Raw genomic sequence first — 25,142 nt, 5'->3', positions numbered from 1 at the left:
CTGTTAGTTGGGAACATGTCTTACGTCCCAGAAAGCCTAGTAACTATTCCCTACTCACTATTAACTATTCCCACAATTCATCACTCATCATTCATCATTCATCACTCACTCCTCCCCCTCTCCATCCATAAGCCAGCACCACTACAAAACAGACTAAAGGCACGATATAACCGATCTGTATACTATCACCGGCATAATCTATTAAGCTACCCATACCATACGGCAAAATAGCGCCTCCTACAATGGACATAATAAGCCAGGATGAGGCAGCCTTTGTTTGGTCTCCTAAACCTTCAATGCCCAGCGCAAAAATGGTGGGAAACATGATGGACATAAAAAACCCGATTGATCCCAATGCATATACTACCGACATCCCTTCACCTAAAATAGCCGCCAAACAGAGAAGAAGGGCAAACGCAGTGAAAAGAATCAGCAGTTTGCGCGACGAAAGAAAGCGTAATAAAAAAGTTCCTACAAATCGACCCAGCATAAATAAGAACCCATAGATACCTAAGTAATAACCAGCTGTCTTTTCGTCTACATTCGCACCCTGCTGGGCCATGCGAATAAAAAAGCTCGTGATGCAAACTTGCGCGCCCACATAAAAGAATTGAGCTACCACACCGAAACTAAGATTCCGATATTTCCACACTGAAAAAAAGTTGCTATTTTCAACATGTTCCGGTTGTTGACCAACTTCCGGAAGTTTGACAAAAAGGAATGCAATTGCTACTAGCAAAAGTACAGTGCCTAAGATAACATAGGGTAGTTTCACCGAGGATGCTTCGTCCATAAAATAATGCAAACGTTCGGTCTCCTGCATAGCTGCCAAGGCGTCTTTACTATATTCTTTTCCAGACAATATAAAGTTGGCTCCTACTATGGGCGCTACCATAGCAGCCAAACCGTTAAAGGAGGCCGCTAAATTTAATCGACGCCCTGCTGTAGCAGGACTCCCCAAAACGGCAGCATAAGGATTGGCCGTGGTTTCCAAGATAGCTAAACCGCAACCGATGATAAAAAGTGCCAATAAAAAAATCTCATAGCTCAAATTGTTTGCTGCCGGCACGAATAGATAGGCCCCACCGGCAAAAACTAGTAAACCAATGATAATGCAGTGTTTATATCCGAAACGCTTCAATAAAAACCCGGAAGGAATGGCCATGATAAAATAGGCAAAAAACACCGATGTGTCGACAAGTGCCGATTGACTATTGGTCAAATTACATGCTTTTTTCAAATGAGGAATCAGGATAGAATCCAGATTATGGGCCATTCCCCAAAGGAAAAACAGGCCTGTTACCAATATAAAAGGCAGTAAATATTTTTTCGCTGATTGTCCCGTTTTTGATTGAGCTAAGGACTCATTTACTAAAATCTCCATTGGTCAATGGGGTTTTAAGGTTTCTTTTTAGCCAATAGAATATGATCGGCAACCAGCACAACCTCTCCACGTTGATTGATGATCTCTACATGCTCCGTTACGGTACCATAGGCTGGATTTTTTGCTTCACTTTTATTGCTTATCGTCACTTCCGCGTGAATGGTATCACCAATAAAAACAGGCTTGATAAAACGTAGACGATCATAACCTTTCGAGAAAGCTTCTGGATTTATCTCGGAGGCTGTTAATCCAATACCAATGCTAAACACCATCGTTCCATGTGCTATACGTTGACCGAATGGTTGCGTTTTACACCACTCTGCATCTAAATGATGCGGGAAAAAGTCTCCGGTATGCCCCGCATGAACAACGAAGTCTGTCTCCGTCAGCGTCCTTCCCAATGTAACACGTTTATCTTCCAACTGATAGTCTTCAAAAAAAATTGATTTAAAGTACATAATGACCGGTTTATGTTAAAATTCGGTTTGTATCGGTATTCCTCCTTGATCACTACTCTGATAAGCCGCTTCGACAACAGCCATCGTTTTGATAACATCTTCTACATGAGCGCTCAACCCATCGCTCTCACCATTTTTATAGCGCATAAGGGCCGCCATACTTCCAATAAAGGCATCAGGAAACCAAGACCCTTCGATGGCTAAAGACCGCCATTGGGGCTCCTCTCCTTTCGCTTGTATACAATATTCAAAGGCGTCAGGAACGCCGTGTGGGTAATTCATTAACAAGCCCATCTTAACTTTTATCGCCCCTTTTGTTCCTTCCCATTTGATATAACTTTCTTGGTGTTGAGGACCAAAATCGTGGTCATGATTGGTATTAATAACCGCCCGTAAGGTGTCCCCATAGTCTAATATGATCGTAGAGCGGGACGAAGACAATTGTTTCGCAGGGTGCTTTAAGGTCTTTGCGAATACACTTATCGGTTCACCAAGGAAGGAACGAATTAAATCGATATAATGAATACTGTGATATTGTATTTCCAAACGTGGATGTACCTTCACCAACGGAAAAAGCTCCCAAGGTGTTTGTACGGTCACCTTAACTTCCATGTCGTATAGCTCACCGATAAACCCTTCTTCAATTAGATAGCGGGCAGCATTTATATAAGGTGCTACGCGCAACTGACAGTTAATGGCTGCGGCTAGTCCTTTATCCCTACAAACCGCTAAAATCTCCTTGCTTTGTTGAAAATAATCTCCCATCGGTTTTTGAATCAGTACTGCACTTTCGTCCGGCAGCTTCTTCAAGGTCTCTACAAACTGATCGGGCATAATGGTAATATCATAAACCGCATTGGGCGTAGCCTGAGCTACAGCTGCTTCCACAGAGTGATATACATGTGGTATGGCGAACCGTCTGGCCAATCGTGTTGCTTTTTCTTTGGTGCGATTCGTAATACCGATAACGTCAAATCCGGCTTTCTTATAGGCTGGTAAATGCGCGTCTCCTACGATTCCACCCGCCCCTATTACAATAATAGGCAACGGACGCTTCGGCAAAACAGCTTGATAAGGTATGTGTATTTCTTTATTCATGATCCAATATATTGATATCCTCTTGTGCCTGTTCCAATAAAGAGGCAATCACCTCATCTCCATTAAGAACTTCTTGTATTAACTGATCGATCCTATTAGCTATAGCTGCCCAATTCTTTTTCCGAGGCAAGGTCTGCGATTGCTCATGCAAGAGCTCAAGTTTATAATAGTAAGGGATCATTTGATTCACAAAGGGATCCTTCCAGGTAGACACACGGCATCCAATCCCTCCGTTTAAGGTAAGCTGTTTGTCCATCTGCCTACTAATGGCAAAACGTATAAAATCATAGGCGATAGAAGCATACTTACTACCAGAGCCAATGGTATAGAGCCAATAAACATTCAGAGACGTTCCCTGCCCGTTATTTCCTGCCGGTACCGATGCAATGTCAATTTTCCCTCTTAATGCCCCTTCTTTTGTTACCTCGCAAACCGAAGCAAAACCAAACCAATTCACCATCATTGCCGCTTCCCCACGTGCAAAGGCAGCACCTGCCTGTACCGACTCATATTGAAAGGAGTTGGGGTGAATACAGTCCGACTGCGATACAAGGGTTTTATAAAACTGCAAGGCTTTCTCCGCTTCTGTTGTATTTAATCGGATTTTTCCAAGCGCATCCACTAAGTTCCCCCCTCTACTCCATAATTGCAGACAAAAATCAAATACAGCATTATGCCCATCAGGATAGAGCGCCACCACACTTCCGTACAATTTATCCATTGGCCGATGGAAGAACTGTGCCACTTCCACATATTCATCCCACGTTTGGGGGACTTTCAGCTCTCTTTTATATTGTTTGTAAAAGGCTGATTTATTTTCTTCTTGTTCGAATAGATCCTTTCTGTAAATCAGGCATTCGGGCCCATCATGAAAAGGTAAACCGACCACTTGCTCATCGAAACGCTGCATGCTGAGGAGTGATGTGCTCCATCCATTAGGATAATCTTCCGGTGGGTTCGCTTGAAGCCAAGGCGCCAGATTGCAAAGCGCATGATCTGTATAAGCTTCACAGATCCAGTCCGTATTAATATGAGCGATATCCCAAACACCTTTTTTTAAACCCTGTTGCTGAATAGTTTCGTTATAAAGCTCATGTAAGTCCATAGCCACCAACTCCACTTCTAAGGAGCAGCCGGTCGTCTTCGCATAAGCTTCCCAAGCTTGCTTCATTGACCGTTCAAAAGGTTCGAACTTTCTCACCGCTATACGTAGAGGTTTATGACTCACGAATCACCTCCCCTCCGAATTCCTTCCAAATCGACTCATTATCCTGTCCTAACATCGGCGATCCAATCGGAGAAATCAGGTATTCACCATCAATTCGGATCGGGCATCGCGTGGTTCGGTAGGTATAACCATCTTGCATTCTTACCTCCTGTATCATCTCCAACGTTTGGAAGCCTTCATGAGTCACCAGCCGATCCCAAGTTAATACCTCTGCACACCATATGTCCGCTGGTTCCAAAAGGTCTAACCATTGTTGGGTGCTTCCTCCTTTTAAATGCACAGCGATAATCTGTTTTATCTCATCGCGCTTATCAAACGCATCAGACACCAATGGGTAGTTTTCGAGATCAGGGCATTTTAACAATTTGCCCAAAACCGGAATGGAACCCATTGCTAAGGCGATATAGCCGTCAGAGCTTTGATAAATTCCATAAGGAGCACCCAGATAGGCATGTGCATTATTCACTTTTGTTCGTTGAGGCAAAGCACCTCCGTCTCTATAAAAAGTCGTAATGGCTTCAAATTGAAAATCATAGGCTGTTTCCGTCATGCTTACCTGCACCAGCGCCGCCTGTTCCGTGCGGGATTGTTGAATTAAACAGGCAAGTATTCCCTGCACAAGATTTGCTCCCGCCAACATATCGACTATAGACAAGCCCATAGGTACTGGACCGTCACCCGCGTTTCCACTGAGCCAGGTTAATCCGGTAAGCGATTGCAATAGCAAATCCTGCCCCGGTCGGTCCTTCCAAGGGCCCTCATTTCCGTATCCTGATATCTCCCCATACACAATACGCGGATTGATCTTTATAATCTCGTTGAAATCAAGCCCTAGTCGTTCCATAACACCTGGACGAAAGTTATGGATCATCACGTCGGCCTGCTTTAATAACTTCTTTATTAGAACAATGTCATCCGGATTCTTCAAATCAGCTGATAGACTTTCCTTGTTACGGTTAATGGCATGAAAAACGGAAGACTCGCCATTCATAATCAGGTCCGTCGTATACAGGCTTCTGCAAATATCGCCTGTTATCGGTTTCTCCACTTTAATAACACGTGCACCCAAATCCGCTAGGCGAAGGCTAGCCGAGGGGCCAGACAAAAATTGGCTAAAATCAACGACTAAATATCCTTCCAGTGGCTTCATCTTATACTATATTGAACTCATTGACAATATCGTCGGTGTCCTCACCTACTTTCGGCGCTGCCTTAGTGGCATATAACTTCTCTCCATTGATACGTATGGGATTTCGGGTTGTAGTCAGCTTTTTTCCGTCAGCCAATATCACTTCTTGTGTCATCTCCAAAACACGGAAGGCTTCGTGATCTAATGCTTGACGATAATTGAGAACCGAAGAACACCAAATGCCGTCTTTTTCAAGTCGAACTCGCCAATATTCTGTACTATTATGGCGAAAATGTTTTCCTAGCTTGCTAATAATAGCATCTCTTTTTTCGAACCAAGAAGATCGGTCTTGATAAGCTGTTAAGTCGCAACCCATGCTGGTTCCTATTTTCATTAAGTCGCCCATTGCCAAGGTCAGGTAACCATCACTTGTTTGATAAACACCGTAGGGAGCACTTAAATAAGCATGTCCGCTTCCCCGCATAGCGCTACGTTTCGGCAACTTTCCGCCATCATTTAAAAAGGTGGTAAGCAACTCAAACTGTAGATCAAGAGTAGATTCCAATAAGCTGACTTCAACCAAGGCGCTTTTTCTTGTCTTATTACGCTTTAATAAGGCGGCCAAAATACCCTGGGTCAGGTGCGCACCGCAGGCCATATCCGCCACTGCTAATCCAAATGGTACGGGTCCATCGCTTTTAGTACCCGAAAGCCAGCTAAGCCCCGACATGGCTTGTATCAGTAAGTCTTGACCAGGTTTATTGGCCCAAGGGCCTTTCTTTCCATAGCCTGTTACCACACCATATATAATTTGTGGATTAATCTTACAGGCCGCATCATACGTTAGTCCTATTTTCTCCATGACACCTGGTCGGAAATTGTGCGTCATTACGTCGGCTTTGGCAATAAGCTGTTTAACCTTTTTGAGGTCTTCCGGGTCTTTCAAGTCGGCAGCATAGGATTCTTTATTTCGATTTATGGTGTGAAAAACCAAGCTATCACCGTCAACAAACAAATTTTTAATAGCGATTTGTCTTCCACCCTCACCCTTACCCGGCCGCTCTATTTTAATAACACGGGCACCCAAATCTGCCAGTTTGAGACCCGCCGTTGGACCGGCCATAAATTGGGCAAACTCTAACACCAATATTCCTTCTAATGGCTTCATACTAATGCTTTAGACTCTTGATAGAGTTCATTTAATTTTTGCAATACGGCTTGTTCGTTTCCGCCATCGATAATAAAATTGCGCACCACATCTCCTGCATGATCCTGAAAAAACATATGGCCGTGGTAACGTGGACGAAGAAAAGCACGCTGCAATGCCGGCAGCGTATTATAAAAGTAATTTCCGCTCATTTTATTGGTGTGTACCGACTGCCAAGCTTTCAGATGCCCAGGTTGACCGCCATTATCGAAATACAGCCCAAGTTGACAAGCCGGAGAAGCCACATAGCGTACATAATCCATCGCTTCCTGCAAGTATTGACATTTAGCCGAAACCGCTAAACCTGTGCCTCCTAAGGTGCTCCGCATGTTTTCCTTTCCATCGAGACTTACCAGATCATGAAAGTCCAGTACGCGAGGGGCGTAGCCATGACGCGCATAATTCGAATACCCATACGCAAAAGGGCAATAGGCAATGTCATCGGTATTGGTCATATACTCATATACCTGAATCGGGTTTAAATGGTGAAAGCGCTTATGCACTTTGTCGGCAAGCCGCTTAAAAAGCTGCAGGGCTCGAACGCCAATAACCTCACTGACGACGTGTTCGTCTGTCTGACAGGGGTCCTCACCCAATGAGCAGCAAAACATATAGAAGCTCATCAGTGTATCGATCGGTATGAGTGCGAAACCGACGAATCCACGATCAGCAATTTCCAGTAGTTCTTCGTAGGTCGCAGGAAGTGTTAACCCATGTTTTCTTAGTAGGTCAGGCCTACTCGATGCAACTGGTGTTGCTGCATCAATGGCCAGCGCCCATTGATGACCATCAAACTGATAACTTTTATGAGAATGGCCTACACTATTTTCTTCGAGATCTTTTAAAAAATGGGATGACAAATAGTCGTCTAAAGGTAAAATGCTTTTAGTACGCGCCGCAAAACCTGCCCATGGATGATCGATGACCAATAAGTCATAGCGCTCTGCCAGCTCCTGAACTGAAAAATCGGCAAAGGCCTGTAATGAGCGCTTTTCCCATTTTATCTCAATCCCGGCGTGCATTTCGCTAAATCGTTGCGCCGTGGCATGCATGGGTGTAACCCCTCTGCTGTGATTCCAAGTAATTCCTTTTAGTTCAATTCGTTTCATTCCTATTTTGTTTAAGCACCTTCGTCTTATTCCTTAGAATTTAATTGCTTTGATTCTTTCTGACTGCTTACTTACGTCTCCCTTGAAAGGCAATAAGTAAAAACTATAGTGATAATCTTTAGCAGGCACTTGATATTGTGGTAAAGGTTGCGAGACTGCCGACCATGAATCGTTACCACCAACGCCCATTTGTATGAGATCGATGTTCAGGGTAATATAGCCGGCATCTTTTAACAGATGATGATACTTGGCTGTCACGATCTCTTCTTCCGTGTAAGGCCAGGCGCTCATGCTCAACAGGCTACCGGCAACAACCAGCAATCCATCATTTTGAGCATTTGACAAATGCATCCAACGAACATCGGTACGGTTGGCATTTTCCTGCGGGTACACATAAGGCTCGATGAATGTTTCAAGCGGCGCCTGATAAATACCGGCGGCAAAGCCCGATCTCCGATCTATATAGTTTTCGGAAGGGCCCTTACCATACCAGGCCAACTGATCGAAACTACGTTTTATCCCCCCTTGCATTCCTACCTTAGGCAGATTAGGTAGCTTGTTCGAAGCGTGTAACTGATAGTTTACCTTTAAAACCCCATCTCCATTAAAGACATAACTAACTTGTACCGAAGCACTGTCTTTGATCAGGTGATAAATACTGGTAACCGCAAGTTGTCCTTTTTGCGTACTGTCTACGGATAGTTCAACTAAGCTTGGTTTTGTCTCATACCAAACCTTTAACAGCTTAGATGGTTTCCAGCCTTTTCGATCATTATCGGTTTGGGGACGGGTGAAATGAGGTAAAAACGGCTGAGCGATTTGCTCCATGCCATCGCTTTTATAAGAAATGAGTGCGCCGGTCTTTTTACTGATAATTACTTCCATGCCGTTATTACTTTGCAGAATAACCTGCTCCTTATCCGACCGACACCTTACTTCTCCAAATTTACGGGGGCTTGTTTGCCCGCTTCTTATACTTGTCAGAGCCAGCTGATCCGTAGCTATTTCATAACCTTTGGCTGCCCACGACTTTTCTTCTGTTAACCGGTAACTGATATTGAGTAAATACTCTTTGTTGTCTTTTAGCTTTGGTAGATATTTACGAAGCAATACAGTGGTGTCTGATCCTGCCTTCAAGGGGTATTTTCCTAGATTTTTTGTCAGGAGTACCTCTCCATCACCAAGTAAGGAAATAATTAGGTCATAACTATCCAAATTGCGAACAGCATGACGATTGAAAATTTGCAATCGCACTGCATTCGTATCGATCAACTTCGTCTCGATCGGTTGATACACATGCTTACATTCATACATAGCCGCCTTCGGTCGGCCATCGGAGGCAACGATGCCATCGATGCAAAAATTACCATCGTGCCTTTTCTCACCAAAATCACCCCCATAGGCAAAATAGGACTTTCCCTGCTCATCTCTTTTTATTAACCCATGATCTTTAAACTCCCAGATAAATCCGCCAATCAATCGCGGATGACTTCTGAAAATATCCCAAAACTCTTTCATATTCCCTGTCGAATTTCCCATTGAATGCGCATATTCGACAAACAAGATGGGCCTTTTATCTCCATTCTGCTGATTCAACAACAGTTCCGGTGTAAAAATCCCGGGATAGAACCTGCTGATGATATCTACATAATATTGATCCCTTGGATTACCAAGTCGATGTGCGTGGTCATTGGGTTTTAGGTACCTCGGGTCGGAGGGATCAATATAACCCTCTTCTCTCGGGCTTCCCATAGCCGGCTCGTAGTGCACCGGTCGTGTAATATCAAAATCATGGATCCACGCGGCCATAGCCGCATTATTCGGCCCTCGGCCTGCCTCATTCCCTAAACTCCAGATAATAATGGATGGATGATTTTTATCGCGCATGACCATGCGACTCGTTCGTTCCATGAAGGCATGTGTCCACTGTGGATCGTTGCTTAGTTTCCCCCCAAGACCGTGCGTTTCGTAATTAGCTTCATCCATTACAAAAATGCCATACTCATCACATAGATCGTATAAATAGGGATCATTGGGATAATGGCTGGTTCGAATGGCATTAAAATTAAATTGTTTAATCAATTGAAGGTCTTTCCTGATATCTTCCCTCGACAAGGCCTTTCCTTTTTCAGGATGTGCGTCATGGCGGTTAACGCCGTACAGATAGGTCACTTTCCCGTTTATCAGTAACTTTCCGCTATTCTTATCAAATTCTATACTACGAAAACCGACACGACAGGTTTTTACCTCCAATATTTTTCCCGTATTATCTACCAATGTCAATAAAAGGCGATATAAATAAGGTTCCTCGTCCGACCATTTTTTAGGGTTAAGCACCTTCGTTTCCAATAAGCCGAATTTCACATTATCGAGTCGTGGGTAGATCTCATTCACAATATCATTGGCGGAGCGCTGTAAAGCCTTTTCAAAAACCGGTTCCCCTTCAGCATTATATAGTTGTGCACGTACACTATATCCGTTGATGGAATCGCCTGTCAAGTTCTCTATGCGTGGTCGTATACTCAGTATCGCATCTTGATAATCCTTATCCAATTTAGCCTGCCAGTGGAAGTCGGCGATGCGCACTTTTGGCTCGGCCAAAAGCATTACTTCCCGTTGGATGCCACTCATACGCCAGTGATCCTGATCCTCTAAATATGATCCGTCGCTCCACCGGATTACCTGTACCGATAGTACATTCTCGCTGGCCCGAAGGTAGGGTGTTATATTAAACTCTGAAGGTAAGCAGCTGTCTTCCCCGTATCCTAAAAACTTACCATTCAGCCAGACTTTAAAAGCAGAGCTTACCCCGCCAAAATGAAGCGTAACATTTAAATTGTTCCAGTCTTCGGGTATCGTAAAGGTTCGCTGATAAGAGCCAACAGCATTATAGTCCTTCGGAACCCTCGGCGGATCAACCGGACGAAATGGGTAGACCGCACTTTTATAGATCGGGATATCATAGCCCTTCATCTCCCAATTGGAGGGCACATCGATTTTATTCCATCCACTCACTTTAGCTTTATAAAAATCCTTCGGCGCATCAGCAGGTTTAGTCACAAAAGCGAACTCCCATTTGCCATTCAATGATAACATTCTACCCGAGCTTTCCCGATTGTCGGATAAGGCGTCTTGTTCTGTACTATAAGAATAGGCCGTTGCACGAGCCGGCTCTCTGTTTACACTCGTTATTAATGGATCTTCCCACGGTTCTGCCTGATATACAGAAGGAACAGGTGGTATGGTGGCTGGAAGACCATCCACGGTTTGGGCACTTAGACTTGCCGAAAGCATCCCACAGATCAAGATTACTAAATTACTTTTTAAACGACAATTGCTTATAATCACGGTTCGTTCTAATTTGCTGGCTAGTGAGTATCAAAAATAAAAGTAGGGAGCTTATCTTTTCTGTAAGAAATTGGCTAGCTGTTATAGGATATTATCATCATCTCGTTCCACTTTCTTCCGCTGAAAGTGGAGCAAAGACTCATCGCTTGGAACTTTGCTACATCGTTAGTGCGTCAATCTGCAAACCGCAAATTTCCTAGGCGATATTTTAAGCAAAACGGAGAGATTATGCGGCCAAGCACAACGGTCAGTTAATGAGAAAGCATCTGATAATTAATAATGTAATCCGTGTTACTTAAAATTTCTATTTCATAAAGGCCTTTACTTTTCTCAACGGCTTTTATTCCTTTTCCGTAAGGCATTACCTTACTTCTTACCCTTAGTATGCCATTTCCTGCGTCAGCCTTTACCTTTATCTCTTTTTTACTGCAATAAAGTTCAATATGCCCGGATGGTGTGGGTACTTTTCCTTCCATCCAATCCAGTCCTCCTAAATTTGGCTCAATCAAAAAGCTTGCATAACCAGGTGCTGTGGGTTTGACACCTAAGTAATACTTTCCGAGCAGATAAATGGGGCTTGCTCCCCAAGCATGACAAAGACTTTTTCCGAAAGGGCGACCGTACATGGCGTAATGTTCCGCTCCTTGCTTATCGGGATTATATTCTTCCCAAAAGGACGTAGCACCTAAGCGCAGCATCCCTCCCCAATAGTTTTTCATTTCCTGTAGAACGTATGTTTGTTCGCCCATAGCGCAGAGCGCTTCCAATTCATAAAAACGCATATAAGGGGTGGTAATCTTTGGTACGGATTGGTTTAGTAAAACATTTGTTTTTACACCTTCCTTTTGCTCTTCGGTCAGGTAGTCGAAAAATATAGCAAACATATTGGTATAACGCGTCACATGATCGCTCGCCTTACCATCTATGCTGCTATGTACAAAGGCGTTCTTATCGGCATCCCAGTATTGTGAGAATATTTTGCTTTTCAGTCGTTTTGCTTCGTCTCGATATTTCGAAGCGTCCTCATTACCGAGCAAGTCGGCACATAAGGCCATTGTTTCCAGACTGCGACAAAATAATAATTGTTCAAAGCTAAGCGCCCCTTTTTTGCTGAGGTTTTCCGCCCAATCGATAAACACCCAGTCGCCGGCCATTCCTTCCATAAAACCTTCCTTATTCCGCCTGCTTAAACAAAAACCCATCAGACTTTGCATTCTGGGATAAACCAACTGAATAAAAGTTTTATCGCCTGTGTACAAGTAGTAATCATAAATACCCAAGAACCAGTAAAACGTATAATCCATAATCGTATTAATATGACTACTAACCGGTTCTTTACCCCGAAGGGCCAAGGTGGTGCGTTTTACGGAAGGACTATCAAAGAAAAGGTAATAATTCATGAGGTAACTCTGGTAGGCGTCACCCGACCAGATCCAGCGATCGCGTTTGATGCCGTCAATAAAAAATTCGCGGGTGGTTAACTCCATCGTATATTTCCCCACATCCCAGATGCGATTCAACTCTTCGTCGGATGAACGAAAACTTCCTTTTGTTTCCAGTGGCAGATATTCATAGAGCATGGAAATGGAATCAATTTTTGTTTGCGCCGAAGGCTCTACATACACATAGCGGAAAGCTTTTGATAAGTTTAAGGTGGAGTCAATGGACTGTTTGCTGTTCACTTGCACGCGATCCAAGGTCTCGCAGCTTTCGGTCGACAAGGCCTCCTCTTCCGATTCTCCATAGTAAAGCGATACAATACCCTCACCTTCCAGTCCGTGAAGTTTTATAAACCCAAAGGTTTCCTTTCCGAAATCTACGAGAAAGCCTTTTCCTTTGACTGCCCGTGACACTGCCTGTCTAGGCGTAGTAGCTAAACGGAACTGTGAAGGACGCTGCACGGGACTCTCGAAATTCCATGAACCTGCTTGCAGCCAGGTAGTACCGGATTGATCGGACGCCTTTCCTGTTTCGTCAATCCATTCCTTATCTTCGTTAGTAACCAACCAAGTACTATCCGACACGATGATCTTCCCCTGAACATAGATGGCCGGCACCCGATCCTGCGCATATACTTTTAGATTGATCTTGTGTTTCCCGGCAGGTACATGAATGGTTTTGGGATAGCCCTCCAGCATTTTTCCATCGAGTTTTACATTATACTGCCCCTCTGTATATATGTTTACATCTTCCGGTTCTTTTAGATCGAAAACCTTATGGAAATCCACCAGCACATAGGGATTGTCCATTCGCCAAAAAGGAGGAAAGAAAGTAGCGCGCTCTGTTCGACGATTCTGCATTTGATTACTTAACCAAATTTCAAAATCACCCGGATACCAAATCCACGTAGCTTTGTTCTGTGCAAATGAAGTGGCATGAATCAAAGAAAGTATTAGAACAAGCCAGCCAAGTAATTGGATCCTGTTTTTTGGACGATATACGGACATGATTTATAAGCGTTAGTAGCTTCAAAGATAAAACTCTTCGAGCTTCTACGACTGTAAGATGTTAACCAGCTTTTGTAGTATATTAGCTAGAAAAATGGAACGTTTCTTTTAATCAACTTTTCTTGATAAAAGTTGAGCAAAATCAAGGCTGGTGTAGGCTACCTTGCAACTGATTGCAAAGCATCATTGGCGCGTATTGGAGCCGTTTCACTTCTTCAATCCGCTTGGGTACTGCAATATGAACAAACGTACAAATGCTTTGCTGCTCGTTGCTTCGGTATCCTCCAAGGCCATTCGTCCCATGCACAGGGCTATCCTAAGGCTGAAGATAATAATACGTTCGGTTAAAAGTAAAAACGCTCCGTTCTGCTAAAATATCGCCTAGGAAATTTGCGGTTTGCACGTTGATGCACTACCACTTGTAGCAAATTTCCAAGCGATGAGTTTATTCACTACTTAGTATTTTCAAGGTGTTCATGGGCTCCCTACGGTCGGCTCTTTGACTACTTTCTTTGCGGAAAAGAAAGTAGTTGGCGGTGTCGCTGCCATTAAGCGACAAAAAAATGGTTAATGCCCACTGAAAATGGCATAAAGCAACATCATGACCACTATTAAACTTCCCCACGCCCATTTCACGGTTTTCGTTGTTTTTACGGCCAGATAAGGTATCACCGCTAAGTCTTCCTTTCTCCCAACAAATGAAAGTAGGATCGCTGCTCCCATCAAGATAACAAAAATATAAAACGATAACAGCAGATAATGCGGCCAAAAAGTATATTTATCTGGCGTAAATACCCATAGATAAGCGGCACCTACTCCCAAACTGAAAGCAGATCCCAAAGAAAGTACAACATTAATGGCCAGACGACTTGTCCGTTTCCAAAATACCGTCAAAAGGAAGACAACGGATAAGGGCGGTGCAATAAATCCGAGTACCGATTGGAAGACGTCGAAGAGATTAAGCCCTTTAATCTGGTCGATCGCCAAGGCCATCATAATAGCAAAGAGACAGCCAACAAGAATGGTTAGTCGCCCTACCCGGACAATTTGCGCTTTACTAGCTGTAGGATTCAGGCGTTTGACATAGATGTCCATCGTGAAAACCGTACTCAATGAGTTTAAGGAAGAACCGATCGTACCCACCAAAACCGCTATCAATACCACAATTACCAATCCATTGAGCCCCGTTGGAAATAGGTTGGTCACCATCGTCAAGTAGGCCTGTGTTGGATCGGCTAGATTTGGGTATAACACGGCGCATAGTACGCCGGTAAGAATAAAAAGAGGGAGCGACAGTATCTTTAACCAAGCGATGAAATTGACGCCTAGCTGTCCTTGTTCCAAGTTCTTCGCTCCTAAGACGGATTGTACCATCGCTTGATCCGTGCAAAAGAAAGCAATCGCAGCCACCGGATAACCTAGGAGAATGGCATGCCAAGGGTAATCTGGATCAGATGCCGGTCTTATGAGGTTCCAGAACCCGCTCGGTACGCCTTTATAGAGAGCCGAAAAGCCGCCCACTTGATGCAAGCCCAACACCGTTAGCAAGCAGGAAACCGCAATCAATAACAGCATTTGAAAGATATTGATGCGGGCAATGGTTTTCAATCCGCCAATGTAGGTAAAGAAGGCTGCAAAAAAGACAAGCACCACCACCGAAATCCACATCGGAACACCCAGTACCTGTCGAATCAGAAAACCTCCGGCAAAAAGCCCGAGGGATAACCAGGAGATCAGCATTTTCACCAATGAATACCATGCCAATATACTGCGCGTTGTATCGCCGTAGCGTTTCCCCATAAACTCGGGTAAAGTCATAACATCGGCTGCTAGGTAACGAGGCGCAAAAACAAGGGCTAACAACAATAAAAACACAAAAGCATACCAATCGAAATTTACCGCTACGATACCGGTCGTATATCCAATGCTAGCAAAGGCCAAAAGCATGGAAGGCCCAACATTGGTTGCCCACATATTAAAGCCGATACTTGCCCAACCCAATGATTTGTTAGCAAGAAACAACGATTCCTGCTGCTTTGCTTTACCTAGTAAACTAGATCGAAGTCCAATGATAAGCAATAACGCAATATATCCGACAATAATTGCATAATCAACCCAGGTCAACTTTGACGCAATACTTTCCATCCTTCAATCCTTTATCTAATTGGGTTCTCTAAACCGAATTCATCATATAGTTCCTGTAGCTTTACAGGGGTTCCAAGGCGTAATGAACGGTCCATCGCTTGTAATAAGATAACGGTACCTATACCTTCAGTAATATCAGGATAAGCAGTGGTCCCGGCCGCTATATTATCGGCGAAGTATTCGAGGTAGTTTTGGTATTCACCGGCGTGATGGCTTTTTCCTTCAAATCGGAAATAGTGTTTTAGCTTATGTTCCCAAGTGATTATCTTTTCCTCTCCCTCAGCGGTGGTGACGGCATAACGCAAATCCATATAATCACCCTGACTGCAGCCTGTTGTTCCCCTCAGAATACAGCTCATTTCGCTATCCCGCATTACGGGTTGAATTGGCCCCGTGTAGGCTCCGCTGACCCTCGCTATACGGCCATCTTTTGCTTTGAAAATGAAATGCATCGTGTCTTCGTTTTTTAATCCTCCCGCTTTCCCGTTACTGCTTAACATGCCGTACCCCATTACCTCTTCAATATCGGGCAGATACCAACGTATAAAATCTACCGGATGGCTTAAGCCGCCATACAACCATTTGAAGTTAGATTCTAAAGACCACGGTTTCGCTAAAAACCAACGATGATCGGCATGATAATAAGCCTCTATCGTAATCAATTCTCCGATTACACCTTTTTCAAAATCGGCACGCTGCCTTTTCATGGGCTCAAAAAAACGCGAACTTTGTCCGATAAAAACTTTTTTTCCACTCGACTGCGCTAACTCCAATAAGGGCTTGGCATCAGCCAAATTATCAATAAAGGGTTTCGTGCAAACCACATGTTTTCCATGCATGAGCGCAAGTTTTACGTGTTCCGCATGAAACTTATCAGGTGTATAAACAGCGATAGCGTCTATTGATTTGTCTTTTAGTAAGTCGCTGTATTGCGTAGTATACGCGTAAAAGTTAAACTCTTCAGCTCTTTGTTTACACAGCGCTTCATTCAGATCACACATTTTTACCAGTTCAATTTTTGAACTGTTCAAGGCCGCAGAAATCGTACTACGGCCTTCACCTAAACCTAAAATCCCTAGTTTTAACATCTTCGTTATTGGTTGTTTGTTATTGGTTGTTCGTTGTTAGTTGTTAGTTATTAGTTATTGGTTGTTAGTTATTAACTATTCGTTGGTAGAAAGCGGCAAATCGATATTGGATGCTGCTTCGTATTCCTTAAACCTTAGAGCCTAAAGCTTATCGCCTATAGCTTTTCTCAAACCGCACAACTCTCAGCTCATTGATCATTCAACATTCACTCATCATTCAACGTTCATCATTCATCACTCAACATTCATCATTCAACGTTCATCATTCATCACTCGATCATTCACCATTCAACGTTCGTCGCTTCAAACCGCACCCAGACTTCTCCTACCTTGGTACCAGGTAAGCCTTCCTGATAAGTGGACATCAAACGATTCCATTCATCGACTCGTGGATTGTTTTCCACCGTTCTTTTATTGAGTTCTTCAAAATTTGCTCCTTCCGGAATATCGATAACCAATAGTAGCTGTCGACCAGCCTTGAACAGTAGCACTTGCTGAAATGCTGCGCGGCAAAAACCCGCTGATACTTCCGGCCATTCATCAAATTGCCGACGGTGATAATCGAGATACGATTGTTGCTTGGCACGATCAGCCACTAGATTGGCCGATAGAATTAGATGATCTCGCTTTCGACTATTTTCCTTACCGTCTGTACATCGCGTCCTATCAAACACATAAAAAGGTTCGCGGACTAACATCACTTCTGCTTTTGGAAACCGTATTTTACTTTGCTCATAAAAGGCAATAGCCTCCTCCTCCTTTCCATAAAATAAAAGGCGATTTCTCCAATGGTATAAACCATCCTTACTTCCAGACTGATTCAGCAAATCAGCCATCAACTCAGCAGATAAGGTGTCACTATCGTTCAATACAAGCTGTACAAATTGATAGGGCTGTCCATGCTGCTGTGCAAAAGAAGAACAGGCGAACAACAACCAAAGGAAACAACAAGTAAGTTTTTTCATATTACTCAAATAACCAATCGATGTTCCGTTCATCAGGTGGCACACCAATATTAGCGTCATAATTTTTTAGTTCTGTAGTTCCATCTATAAATCCCAACAACAAGAGTTGTCCCTTTGGCAGGGTTAAGCTGTGCTTGCCCGCAGCAAAGGAATAGGTGTGAATGTCTACAGCGGGTTGATCGCCTAAGGCTATCGCATTGGCAATAAAGACTTCCGACTGACCATAGTCGTTGGCAGATGCATCGTGTTCCAAATCAGGCGCCGGTGCATATGAATTTTCACTGCGCTCCGCTCCGAAGGCAAGGTCTTTCTGTCTAAAATATCCCACCAATAATTTAACAGGCTTTGTTGTACTAAAGCGAATGGTTGTCAAGGTATCAATCAAGTTTTTGCGACGAACACCTTTTAAGCTCATTAAATCGGGAGCTAAATCCAATATAGTGTCCCCCTGATTGGTATATGGTACAGCTCCTATTCTCAATGGATAATAGGCTAGTCCTTTATCTTCCAATTGAACTTCTACCGAATGAAGCTGATTGACTGCAACGTCTGCTCTTCTGGAATTTTTTTTCAACGAATCAATCTGTTGCCTGAAGTGGACCAACTCTTCTTCATAAAGCGGCAATAACTCTTCCCAAGTTTTATATTTTCCGTCTACGCCGCGAATGGGAATTTTACGTTGCGTAGTCTGCATACTGTTTGCATACCAATAACTGTGACGGGTTAGTTCCGTCAACTGTCGATAATGTTCAACGCTCCGTTCCAGATAGGGTAAGGCTTGCTGTAAATCAATTATATCATTTGAATATTTGTAGCGCAATACCGCAATTGCAGCCCTTGCCTTTTCGGCATAAAAGTTGGCCAAGGCTTGATAGCAATACATATCATTGCGAATCCGTTCAAACTCCTCTTTATTGTGTTGCACCTTACCCTGCACTGCTTCAATCCCCTCAACTGCTTTTCTACCATGTTCTGCCACCTCATCCGCCACTTGTATTGGAGTTTCGCCTACATGCGGTTCTTCGTTCCATTCTTTCTTGGCATAATCGATGATCATCTCTCCCTCGGGTGCTTCCGACTCATAGAGCAAAGTAAAAAGTCCGTAGCGATAAGGGTTGATCAGCTGCGTCATAAACATGCCAAGACTTAATGTTTGGCGGTTACCATCAGTAATGCCATAACGACGCAAAAGCTTAGGGGCAATTTCTCCCATTTCTTCGTAACTTTTTACTATTGCAAGCCCTGCTTCTTTATTGACACCAAATTGCCGCGCAAACAAACCCGACCAATAATCATTCTCCTCAACTTTATCCCGATTGGCTTTCCAAGCGTAGCGTGCCCACGCTTTATACCAGAGCCAATCCCGATCAACCTGTAATAGTCGCTTATTCCCCATATTGTCGATCTTATCGGCGGCATAAGGCCAATCCCAGTAAGACGCTTGTGGATATAAATGCAATCCGTTCGCTTGATACACCTGATGCATGGCTTGCACGCTTTTCTGAATAAAATCCGGTGAACCATAACGGAAGGGCTCTAAATTTGCCAGGATATGTACATTTTGTATATGCACGGGTGCTGCCTTGCTCAATGTACGATGCAAATCGGCCCATTTCCCTCTCGGCGTATACGTTGTTAAAGCCTCACCGTTATACTTAGCCATCGTGTAGAGGTTTTTATAAAGAGGAAGCGCTGCCTTCATCACCCGAGGAGCATCCGTATCATGCGCCCTTAAAACAATCGGTGGTTCTTGCGTTAATCCCAAGCGTTTCAGGCCGTCCTGTACACCGGGAATAATGGTTTTGGTAAACCAATCCACGTCATCTTGCCCTACACCTTCCATCGCTTCTCCAAGGGTAACCAGTAAACCCACATTTGGATACTTCTCCACAAAAGCGGCAATCGACTTCCGGGTATAATCCGCAATCATCGGTATGATGGGGCGATTTCGATCCTGGGTTTTGAGTTGGTGTTTTTCAGCAAATGGTTTGGATATAATAATATTGTAGAACATTTGAATAATCCAAATCCCTCTTTTATCTGCCTCCTCCGTAATGAACTTAAAGATGGCTTCGTTTTTCATGAATGTCTCTTCATCCACTTCTACTGCGTAAGGATATTCGGGTAAGCGCACTAAAGATGCAAAAGGATGTCCGTTCCACAGATAAAGCGAATTATACCGATTTTCCAATAGCATATCCAGATACCGTATCCACTGCTTTTTATCATATAACCATGGAAACTCCGCTGGTGTATAGGGATATTCGTACACCGTTCTTCCCGGCAGATAGTGTGTTTTTTGAATACCGATGGCCGTCCCTCTCAATACCATTTCCGGGTGATCTTCATACTGTAAATCCGTCGGTAATAGGCCACCATTTTCCAGGATAATTTCCGTTAATTTTAACGTCCCGTATAAGATACCACTATCATCCAGCGCTTGGATAGCGCCTACATTTGCACTGAGTTTAATATGAAAACCTTCCTTCTCATCAAGTCCCTCAGCAGGTTTCCATCTTCCTGAAAAATCCGAAACTTTTCCGATTAAAAGTGATCGTCTTTTCGATGTTTTCCCCATACCACTGGAGTCTGTATCCACCTTATATCCCGCCGAGAGTAAAGTTCTCGCCAAGCTATCTACACCATACTTGAAGCGCGGTGCCATATTCTTCGGTACCACTAAAACAAGTTCCTTTTTATGTTCAGACGTAGCTGCTGATGAAAGCGAAAAAAAGGAAAAGTAAAACAATAACGCGAATCCAATATTTCTCATAATTTTTTTATAATCCTTGATAAGCCGGGTTTTGCGTAATCGCCGGATTTTGCTGAATAACTATTTGCGGAATAGGTAATACCGTTTGGTTTTCGTTCTTGATCGGCTTCGTCTTACTTACAACCGCTACCGCCCGGTCGGTCCGCTTCAGATCAAAGAATCGGTGAAACTCCAAGGCGAGCTCTACTCTCCGCTCATGCTCAATAGCTAAGGCTAAGCTATTATATTGACTACTCGGATAAGCATCGCTACCATACAGCGGTAAATTGACCCGCGCCCGCACTTCGTTCAAATAACGGGGATCGTTTGTCGCTTCGGACAACATCAATAATACATCTGCGTAGCGCAGTACCATGAAATTATTATTGCTCAGCTCTTCGCCGGAGGGAGCTGGCGCTTCTTTATCAACCCATTTATTCTGAAATTTAATGGGAATAAAAGTTCCTTCTTTATTGGTATATCCCAGGGATACGGTTTGTTCTCTTCGCGGATCGCCTTCCTCAAACTCACCATACAAGTCGTCCGTTACCTGATTCATTCCGCCACCATACAAGGTAAGCACAAAATTCTCTGTCGGCGCGTACTCACGCCAGTATCTACTAAAAGGCAAATTAGGACTTCCGCCCTGATACTGGATTTCAAAAATGGATTCGGCTGTATTTTTAACATTTGCACCCCACAAAGCTTCATACCGTGGCATTAAGCTAAACTTCCCATAAACCTGCAAGAGACTCTCCGCCGCTTTGTCCTTTTGGTTTAAAGCTAAATAAACCTTCCCCAATAAGGTCAACGCAGCATATTTCGAAGCTTTACCTGCTAGGGTGACGGCCGTGGGTTCGGGTAAATTGGCCGCAGCATATGCTAAATCTTCTACCACAAAGGCATGTACCTCCGACTCCGGTGAGCGCAGGGTGGCATAGCTTTCTTCAACGGAAATCGGCCGGCTCACCAACGGAATATCTCCCCACATTTGCACCATATTGAAATAATATAGGCCACGGAGAAAACGCATCTGTGCGATTACTTCCGTTTTATAGGTTTCGTTGAGTTCTGCGGATCCAATTTTATCCAATACAATATTGACGTTATACAAAGCTTTGTAACACTCTTGCCAAAAGCGATAAACTTCTGTATTAGATGGCTTCAGATTATAGTCTTTAAAAGCCCAACGATCTGACTGAATACCCGCCACATTATACAGGGTTGCATTGTCGGATAGTTGTTCGGCAAAGTAGGATACTGCACTTGTCGGGCCGTAAAAGGTATATAAGGTGGCGTATGCAGCATTAACTGCTAATTCAAAATCCTCAATGGTTTGATAGAAGTTCGACTGGTTGGCATTGGAAATAGGTGCCAGATCGAGAAAAGATTTTCCACATCCATTCAGGACGAAGATGATGGACAGTGATATATATACTTTAAATAAGCGTGTCATAATAATCATTTTTATCCTTAAATCTTGTTTCTAAAAATCGATTTTCGCGCCAAACGTAATAACGCGCGGCAACGGATAAGATCCGTAATCCACTCCTAAAAATGCACCGGATGGAACACTTACTGTTGATGTTGCAGACGGCACCGCATTTGAAAATATATTGCTATAGGATGTCGATTGGTAAGTGGTATTCTCCGGGTCATAATTGGTGTATTTACTCCACAAATAAACGTTTTCTGCATTGGCAAAAATGCGTATTCCTTTTGCCGGTGTTTTTGACACCCAACGTTGTGGCAAGGCATAGGAGATTCGGATGTTCTTCAGTCGAACAAAGGTGGCATCTTCTACCCAATAGCTGGAGAAGCGTTCTTGATAACCTTTAGGATCAACCGTTGGCTTAAAATGCCAGCCATCTCCCGGATCGCTTTCCGATTTCCAATAATTGGATACCTTAGCAAAGGCATTGCGTCCGGCATTCCATATACCATTAAATCGAACCAGCTGATTGGTAATCTCACCGCCAAATGAACCTTGGAAAAGAAAGGATAGCTCAATCCCTTTAAACGAAAAGCTATTGTTCAAACCTACAATAAAATCGGGTTGGTTATTGCCTATAATGGTTCGATCGGCTTCTGTAATACGGCCATCGCCATCTACATCCCTAATTTTTGGATCTCCGGGTTTTGTAAAGCCGTCACCTCTGGCCGGACTCGCTTCTATTTCTGCCTGATTTTTGTAAACACCATCATATATATAGCCAAAGAAGTTTGATATAGGCTGGCCAACTTCCGTTTTTACCTGCACAACGTAATCTGTATAAAGTAGAGGCGCATTACCGGGACCCAATTGCAGAACCTTATTTCTGTTCAAGGACAAATTAAAATCGGTACTCCACTTAAAATCACGGTCTATATTCCGACTATTAATATTCACCTCAAATCCCCGGTTACGTAATTTACCCACATTGGTTAACTGTGTCGCAAAACCGGTGATATCCGGTACGGGTACATTGAGTAAAAGATCATTCGTAACAGAATGGTAGAATTCGGCACTCAAGCGGAAGCGGTCTTGAAGGAAGGCGACATCTACACCCAGGTTTAGCATATTGGTTCTTTCCCACCGCAAATCCGGATTAGGAATATTGGTCAACATTAAACCTGTTGCCAGCTCACTTCCATAAACATAATTGGACGCTCCCAATAGGCCAATCGGACCGTAGTTTGGAATCTGATTGTTACCCGTTGCCCCATAACTTGCCCGTAATTTCAGGTTATTAATTGCTTTTACTGATTCGAAAAATTGTTCATCGGATATCACCCAGCCCGCGGAGACAGACGGAAAATAACCAAAGCGGTTATTTGCTCCAAAACGTGAACTTCCGTCCCGGCGTAATACTGCCGATAGAAAATAGCGATTTTTATAATTGTAATTCACGCGACCTAGATACGATATCATGGCCCATTCGTAGGCCAGGGAAGTTCCACCATTCACGGTTCCCGCATTTAATGTCGGTACCAGATTGTTGGGAAAGTTACCGGCAGAAAGCGCTTGGTATTCATCTCGCTGCTTTTGCACCGTGTATCCTAGTAAGACAGCCAAACCGTGATCATTGAACTGCTTATCATAATTTAAGGTGTTTTCCGACAACCAGTTAAGCATAAATCGAGAGTTAGCGTTTCCCTGTGCAGGAAGGGCCGACGAATACCCATACTTCTGATCTTTATTCCAGAACATTTCGTAACGTGTATTCAGCAGATTTGCATTGATGCTTGTCTTAAATTTAAGCCCATCAAGAATTGTGTATTCAGCAAAGGCATTACCAAGTGTATTGAACGATTTATTCTGCTTGTGAAGTTCTCTTGTGAGTGAATAGGGATGCCATAGCTGCAAATCCGTATATTGCGCAAAACGGTACCAGGTCGAATTCGGGTCCTTAAATCCAAGGTTACCGTTTTCGTTATACACCGGAAATATAGGTGCACTTTGCAAACCTAGACTGATGACATCGCTCTTTCCTTCCGTTCCTTCGGTACGATCGTAAACGCCCGTCACACCTAAATTTAATCCGACGGCAAATCGATCCGATACTTGTTGCCGAATATTGGAGCGCAGGGTTAAACGCTTTAGATAATTCTGATCTAATACCGCTTCTTGATCGAGGTAATTGCCGGAAAACAGAAATTGTGTTTTTTCCGTACCTCCTGAAACAGATAACTGCGCCTGATGCGAAGGGGCTGTACGAAACATAACGTCCTGCCAATCGGTTCCTGTACCCAAAGCAGCTCGTTTCACTGGATCGGTAAAGTCTTCCGGGATTTGAAAAGGCTTGGTTCGAACACTATTTGGATCGCTAGCACTTCTACCTTCTCCCGAGTTGATCCACCCATTGTTATGCGCGTCGACATAATATTGAATGTATTGTTGTGCATCCATCAGATCAATGCGCCGACTCACTTTTTGGATACCATACTCGTAGTTGAAACCGACATGAGTTGTACCCGCTTTACCCAATTTGGTCGTTACCAATACGACGCCATTGGCTCCTCTCGAACCATAAATAGCTGCTGACGAAGCGTCTTTTAGTACTTCCACAGATTCGATATCTTGTGGGTTGATATTATTTAAATTAAAGTTCTCTATAGGCATGCCGTCTACGACGTAGAGCGGATTAGTTCCGGCAGTAATAGAACTCGTTCCACGGATTCGAATGTTCGGCGACTGCCCCGGCGCCCCTTGAGATTGGGAAATGTTTACACCTGCTAACTGCCCTGCCAGCGACTGTGCTACATTACTGAAAGAGCGATCCTGAAATTTTTCGTGACTAATTGATGCTACCGCCCCTGTTACCGCACGTTTAGTTTGCGTACCGTAGCCTACTACAACGACTTCATCAAGGCTTTGCTCTTGCTCCACAAGCTCAATTCGTAGCAAACCCTGTTGCTGAACAGGTACTTCTTTCGTCTCATAGCCAATGGATGAAATAATAAGGCTCTTGGTATTTGGGGAGATTACGATACGAAAACGGCCCTCGGCGTCCGTCACACTACTTTTCGTGCCATCTTTCGTCTTAATTCCCACTCCCGGAAGCGGTTCCTTCGTTTTGGCATTCGTTACCATTCCCTGCAAGGAACGTTCTTGGCTGTAGGCTATCCCCGACAACAGCCAAAGGCTTGTCATTAACATGATTAACTTCATTGAATTAGGTTTATATCCACAATAAAAAAATTCAACGCTCAAATTGGTTTAAGCGTCAAACTTACGTTTTAAACCTACTGAAGTTTTGTAAGATATTTGCTTGCTTGTGTAGGATATTATCAAAGCTCTTCTT

Annotated in this window: 16 protein-coding genes; 1 reads left to right on the top strand and 15 read right to left on the bottom strand. The window is 43.6% G+C overall.

What is annotated here, in order from left to right:
- Positions 1-94 precede the first annotated feature (94 nt).
- The 9 genes from fucP to ACH11B_RS12555 all read right to left on the bottom strand — a co-directional run bounded on the left by fucP (position 95) and on the right by ACH11B_RS12555 (position 13,408).
- On the bottom strand, positions 95-1,384 hold the full coding sequence (fucP, locus tag ACH11B_RS12595) for an L-fucose:H+ symporter permease (protein WP_377612408.1): 1,290 nt from the start codon (positions 1,382-1,384) through the stop codon (positions 95-97).
- A 14-nt stretch (positions 1,385-1,398) separates the two neighbouring features.
- A complete protein-coding gene (locus tag ACH11B_RS12590) occupies positions 1,399-1,842 on the bottom strand; it encodes a MaoC/PaaZ C-terminal domain-containing protein (protein ID WP_013665619.1) in 444 nt (147 codons plus the stop codon).
- A 15-nt stretch (positions 1,843-1,857) separates the two neighbouring features.
- Positions 1,858-2,940 (bottom strand): Gfo/Idh/MocA family protein, encoded by a 1,083-nt coding sequence (locus ACH11B_RS12585; RefSeq protein ID WP_377612410.1) that lies wholly within the window; start codon positions 2,938-2,940, stop codon positions 1,858-1,860.
- Positions 2,933-4,141, bottom strand: coding sequence for an extracellular solute-binding protein (locus ACH11B_RS12580; protein WP_377612412.1), 1,209 nt, complete (start codon positions 4,139-4,141; stop codon positions 2,933-2,935). Before ACH11B_RS12580 ends, ACH11B_RS12585 begins: the two co-directional genes overlap by 8 nt.
- A 16-nt stretch (positions 4,142-4,157) precedes the next feature.
- Positions 4,158-5,318, bottom strand: coding sequence for a CaiB/BaiF CoA transferase family protein (locus ACH11B_RS12575; RefSeq protein ID WP_377612414.1), 1,161 nt, complete (start codon positions 5,316-5,318; stop codon positions 4,158-4,160).
- 1 nt (position 5,319) lies between these two features.
- Positions 5,320-6,465, bottom strand: coding sequence for a CaiB/BaiF CoA-transferase family protein (locus ACH11B_RS12570; protein WP_013665615.1), 1,146 nt, complete (start codon positions 6,463-6,465; stop codon positions 5,320-5,322).
- A complete protein-coding gene (locus ACH11B_RS12565) occupies positions 6,462-7,613 on the bottom strand; it encodes an extracellular solute-binding protein (RefSeq protein ID WP_013665614.1) in 1,152 nt (383 codons plus the stop codon). Before ACH11B_RS12565 ends, ACH11B_RS12570 begins: the two co-directional genes overlap by 4 nt.
- A 33-nt stretch (positions 7,614-7,646) precedes the next feature.
- Positions 7,647-10,961 (bottom strand): glycoside hydrolase family 2 TIM barrel-domain containing protein, encoded by a 3,315-nt coding sequence (locus tag ACH11B_RS12560; protein WP_377612417.1) that lies wholly within the window; start codon positions 10,959-10,961, stop codon positions 7,647-7,649.
- A gap of 251 nt (positions 10,962-11,212) precedes the next feature.
- Positions 11,213-13,408 carry an alpha-L-rhamnosidase C-terminal domain-containing protein gene (locus ACH11B_RS12555; RefSeq protein WP_377612419.1) on the bottom strand — a complete coding sequence of 732 codons (2,196 nt, stop codon included), beginning with the start codon at positions 13,406-13,408 and terminating at the stop codon, positions 11,213-11,215.
- Between the two features lie 132 nt (positions 13,409-13,540).
- On the opposite strand from ACH11B_RS12555, the gene ACH11B_RS12550 reads away from it, so the two are divergent.
- On the top strand, positions 13,541-13,756 hold the full coding sequence (locus ACH11B_RS12550; protein ID WP_377612421.1) for a hypothetical protein: 216 nt from the start codon (positions 13,541-13,543) through the stop codon (positions 13,754-13,756).
- A 219-nt stretch (positions 13,757-13,975) separates the two neighbouring features.
- Here the strand turns inward: ACH11B_RS12550 and ACH11B_RS12545 are convergent, their stop codons facing one another.
- The 6 genes from ACH11B_RS12545 to ACH11B_RS12520 form a co-directional block, all read right to left on the bottom strand.
- Positions 13,976-15,553, bottom strand: coding sequence for an SLC5 family protein (locus ACH11B_RS12545; RefSeq protein WP_377612423.1), 1,578 nt, complete (start codon positions 15,551-15,553; stop codon positions 13,976-13,978).
- 11 nt (positions 15,554-15,564) lie between these two features.
- Positions 15,565-16,641, bottom strand: coding sequence for a Gfo/Idh/MocA family protein (locus ACH11B_RS12540; protein ID WP_377612425.1), 1,077 nt, complete (start codon positions 16,639-16,641; stop codon positions 15,565-15,567).
- Between the two features lie 281 nt (positions 16,642-16,922).
- On the bottom strand, positions 16,923-17,606 hold the full coding sequence (locus ACH11B_RS12535) for an L-rhamnose mutarotase (protein WP_404274027.1): 684 nt from the start codon (positions 17,604-17,606) through the stop codon (positions 16,923-16,925).
- 1 nt (position 17,607) lies between these two features.
- Complete coding sequence (locus tag ACH11B_RS12530; protein WP_377612429.1) at positions 17,608-20,379, bottom strand: hypothetical protein; 2,772 nt, start codon at positions 20,377-20,379, stop codon at positions 17,608-17,610.
- A gap of 7 nt (positions 20,380-20,386) precedes the next feature.
- Positions 20,387-21,814: a RagB/SusD family nutrient uptake outer membrane protein gene (locus ACH11B_RS12525; protein ID WP_377612431.1), complete on the bottom strand. Its 1,428-nt coding sequence runs from the start codon at positions 21,812-21,814 to the stop codon at positions 20,387-20,389.
- Between the two features lie 30 nt (positions 21,815-21,844).
- Positions 21,845-25,009 (bottom strand): SusC/RagA family TonB-linked outer membrane protein, encoded by a 3,165-nt coding sequence (locus ACH11B_RS12520; protein ID WP_377612433.1) that lies wholly within the window; start codon positions 25,007-25,009, stop codon positions 21,845-21,847.
- Between the last annotated feature and the right edge of the window lie 133 nt (positions 25,010-25,142).

The organism is Olivibacter sp. EAT-5 (genome assembly GCF_044784325.1).
GTDB lineage: Bacteria > Bacteroidota > Bacteroidia > Sphingobacteriales > Sphingobacteriaceae > Olivibacter > Olivibacter oleidegradans.
This window is presented reverse-complemented; position numbering and strand designations above follow the sequence as displayed.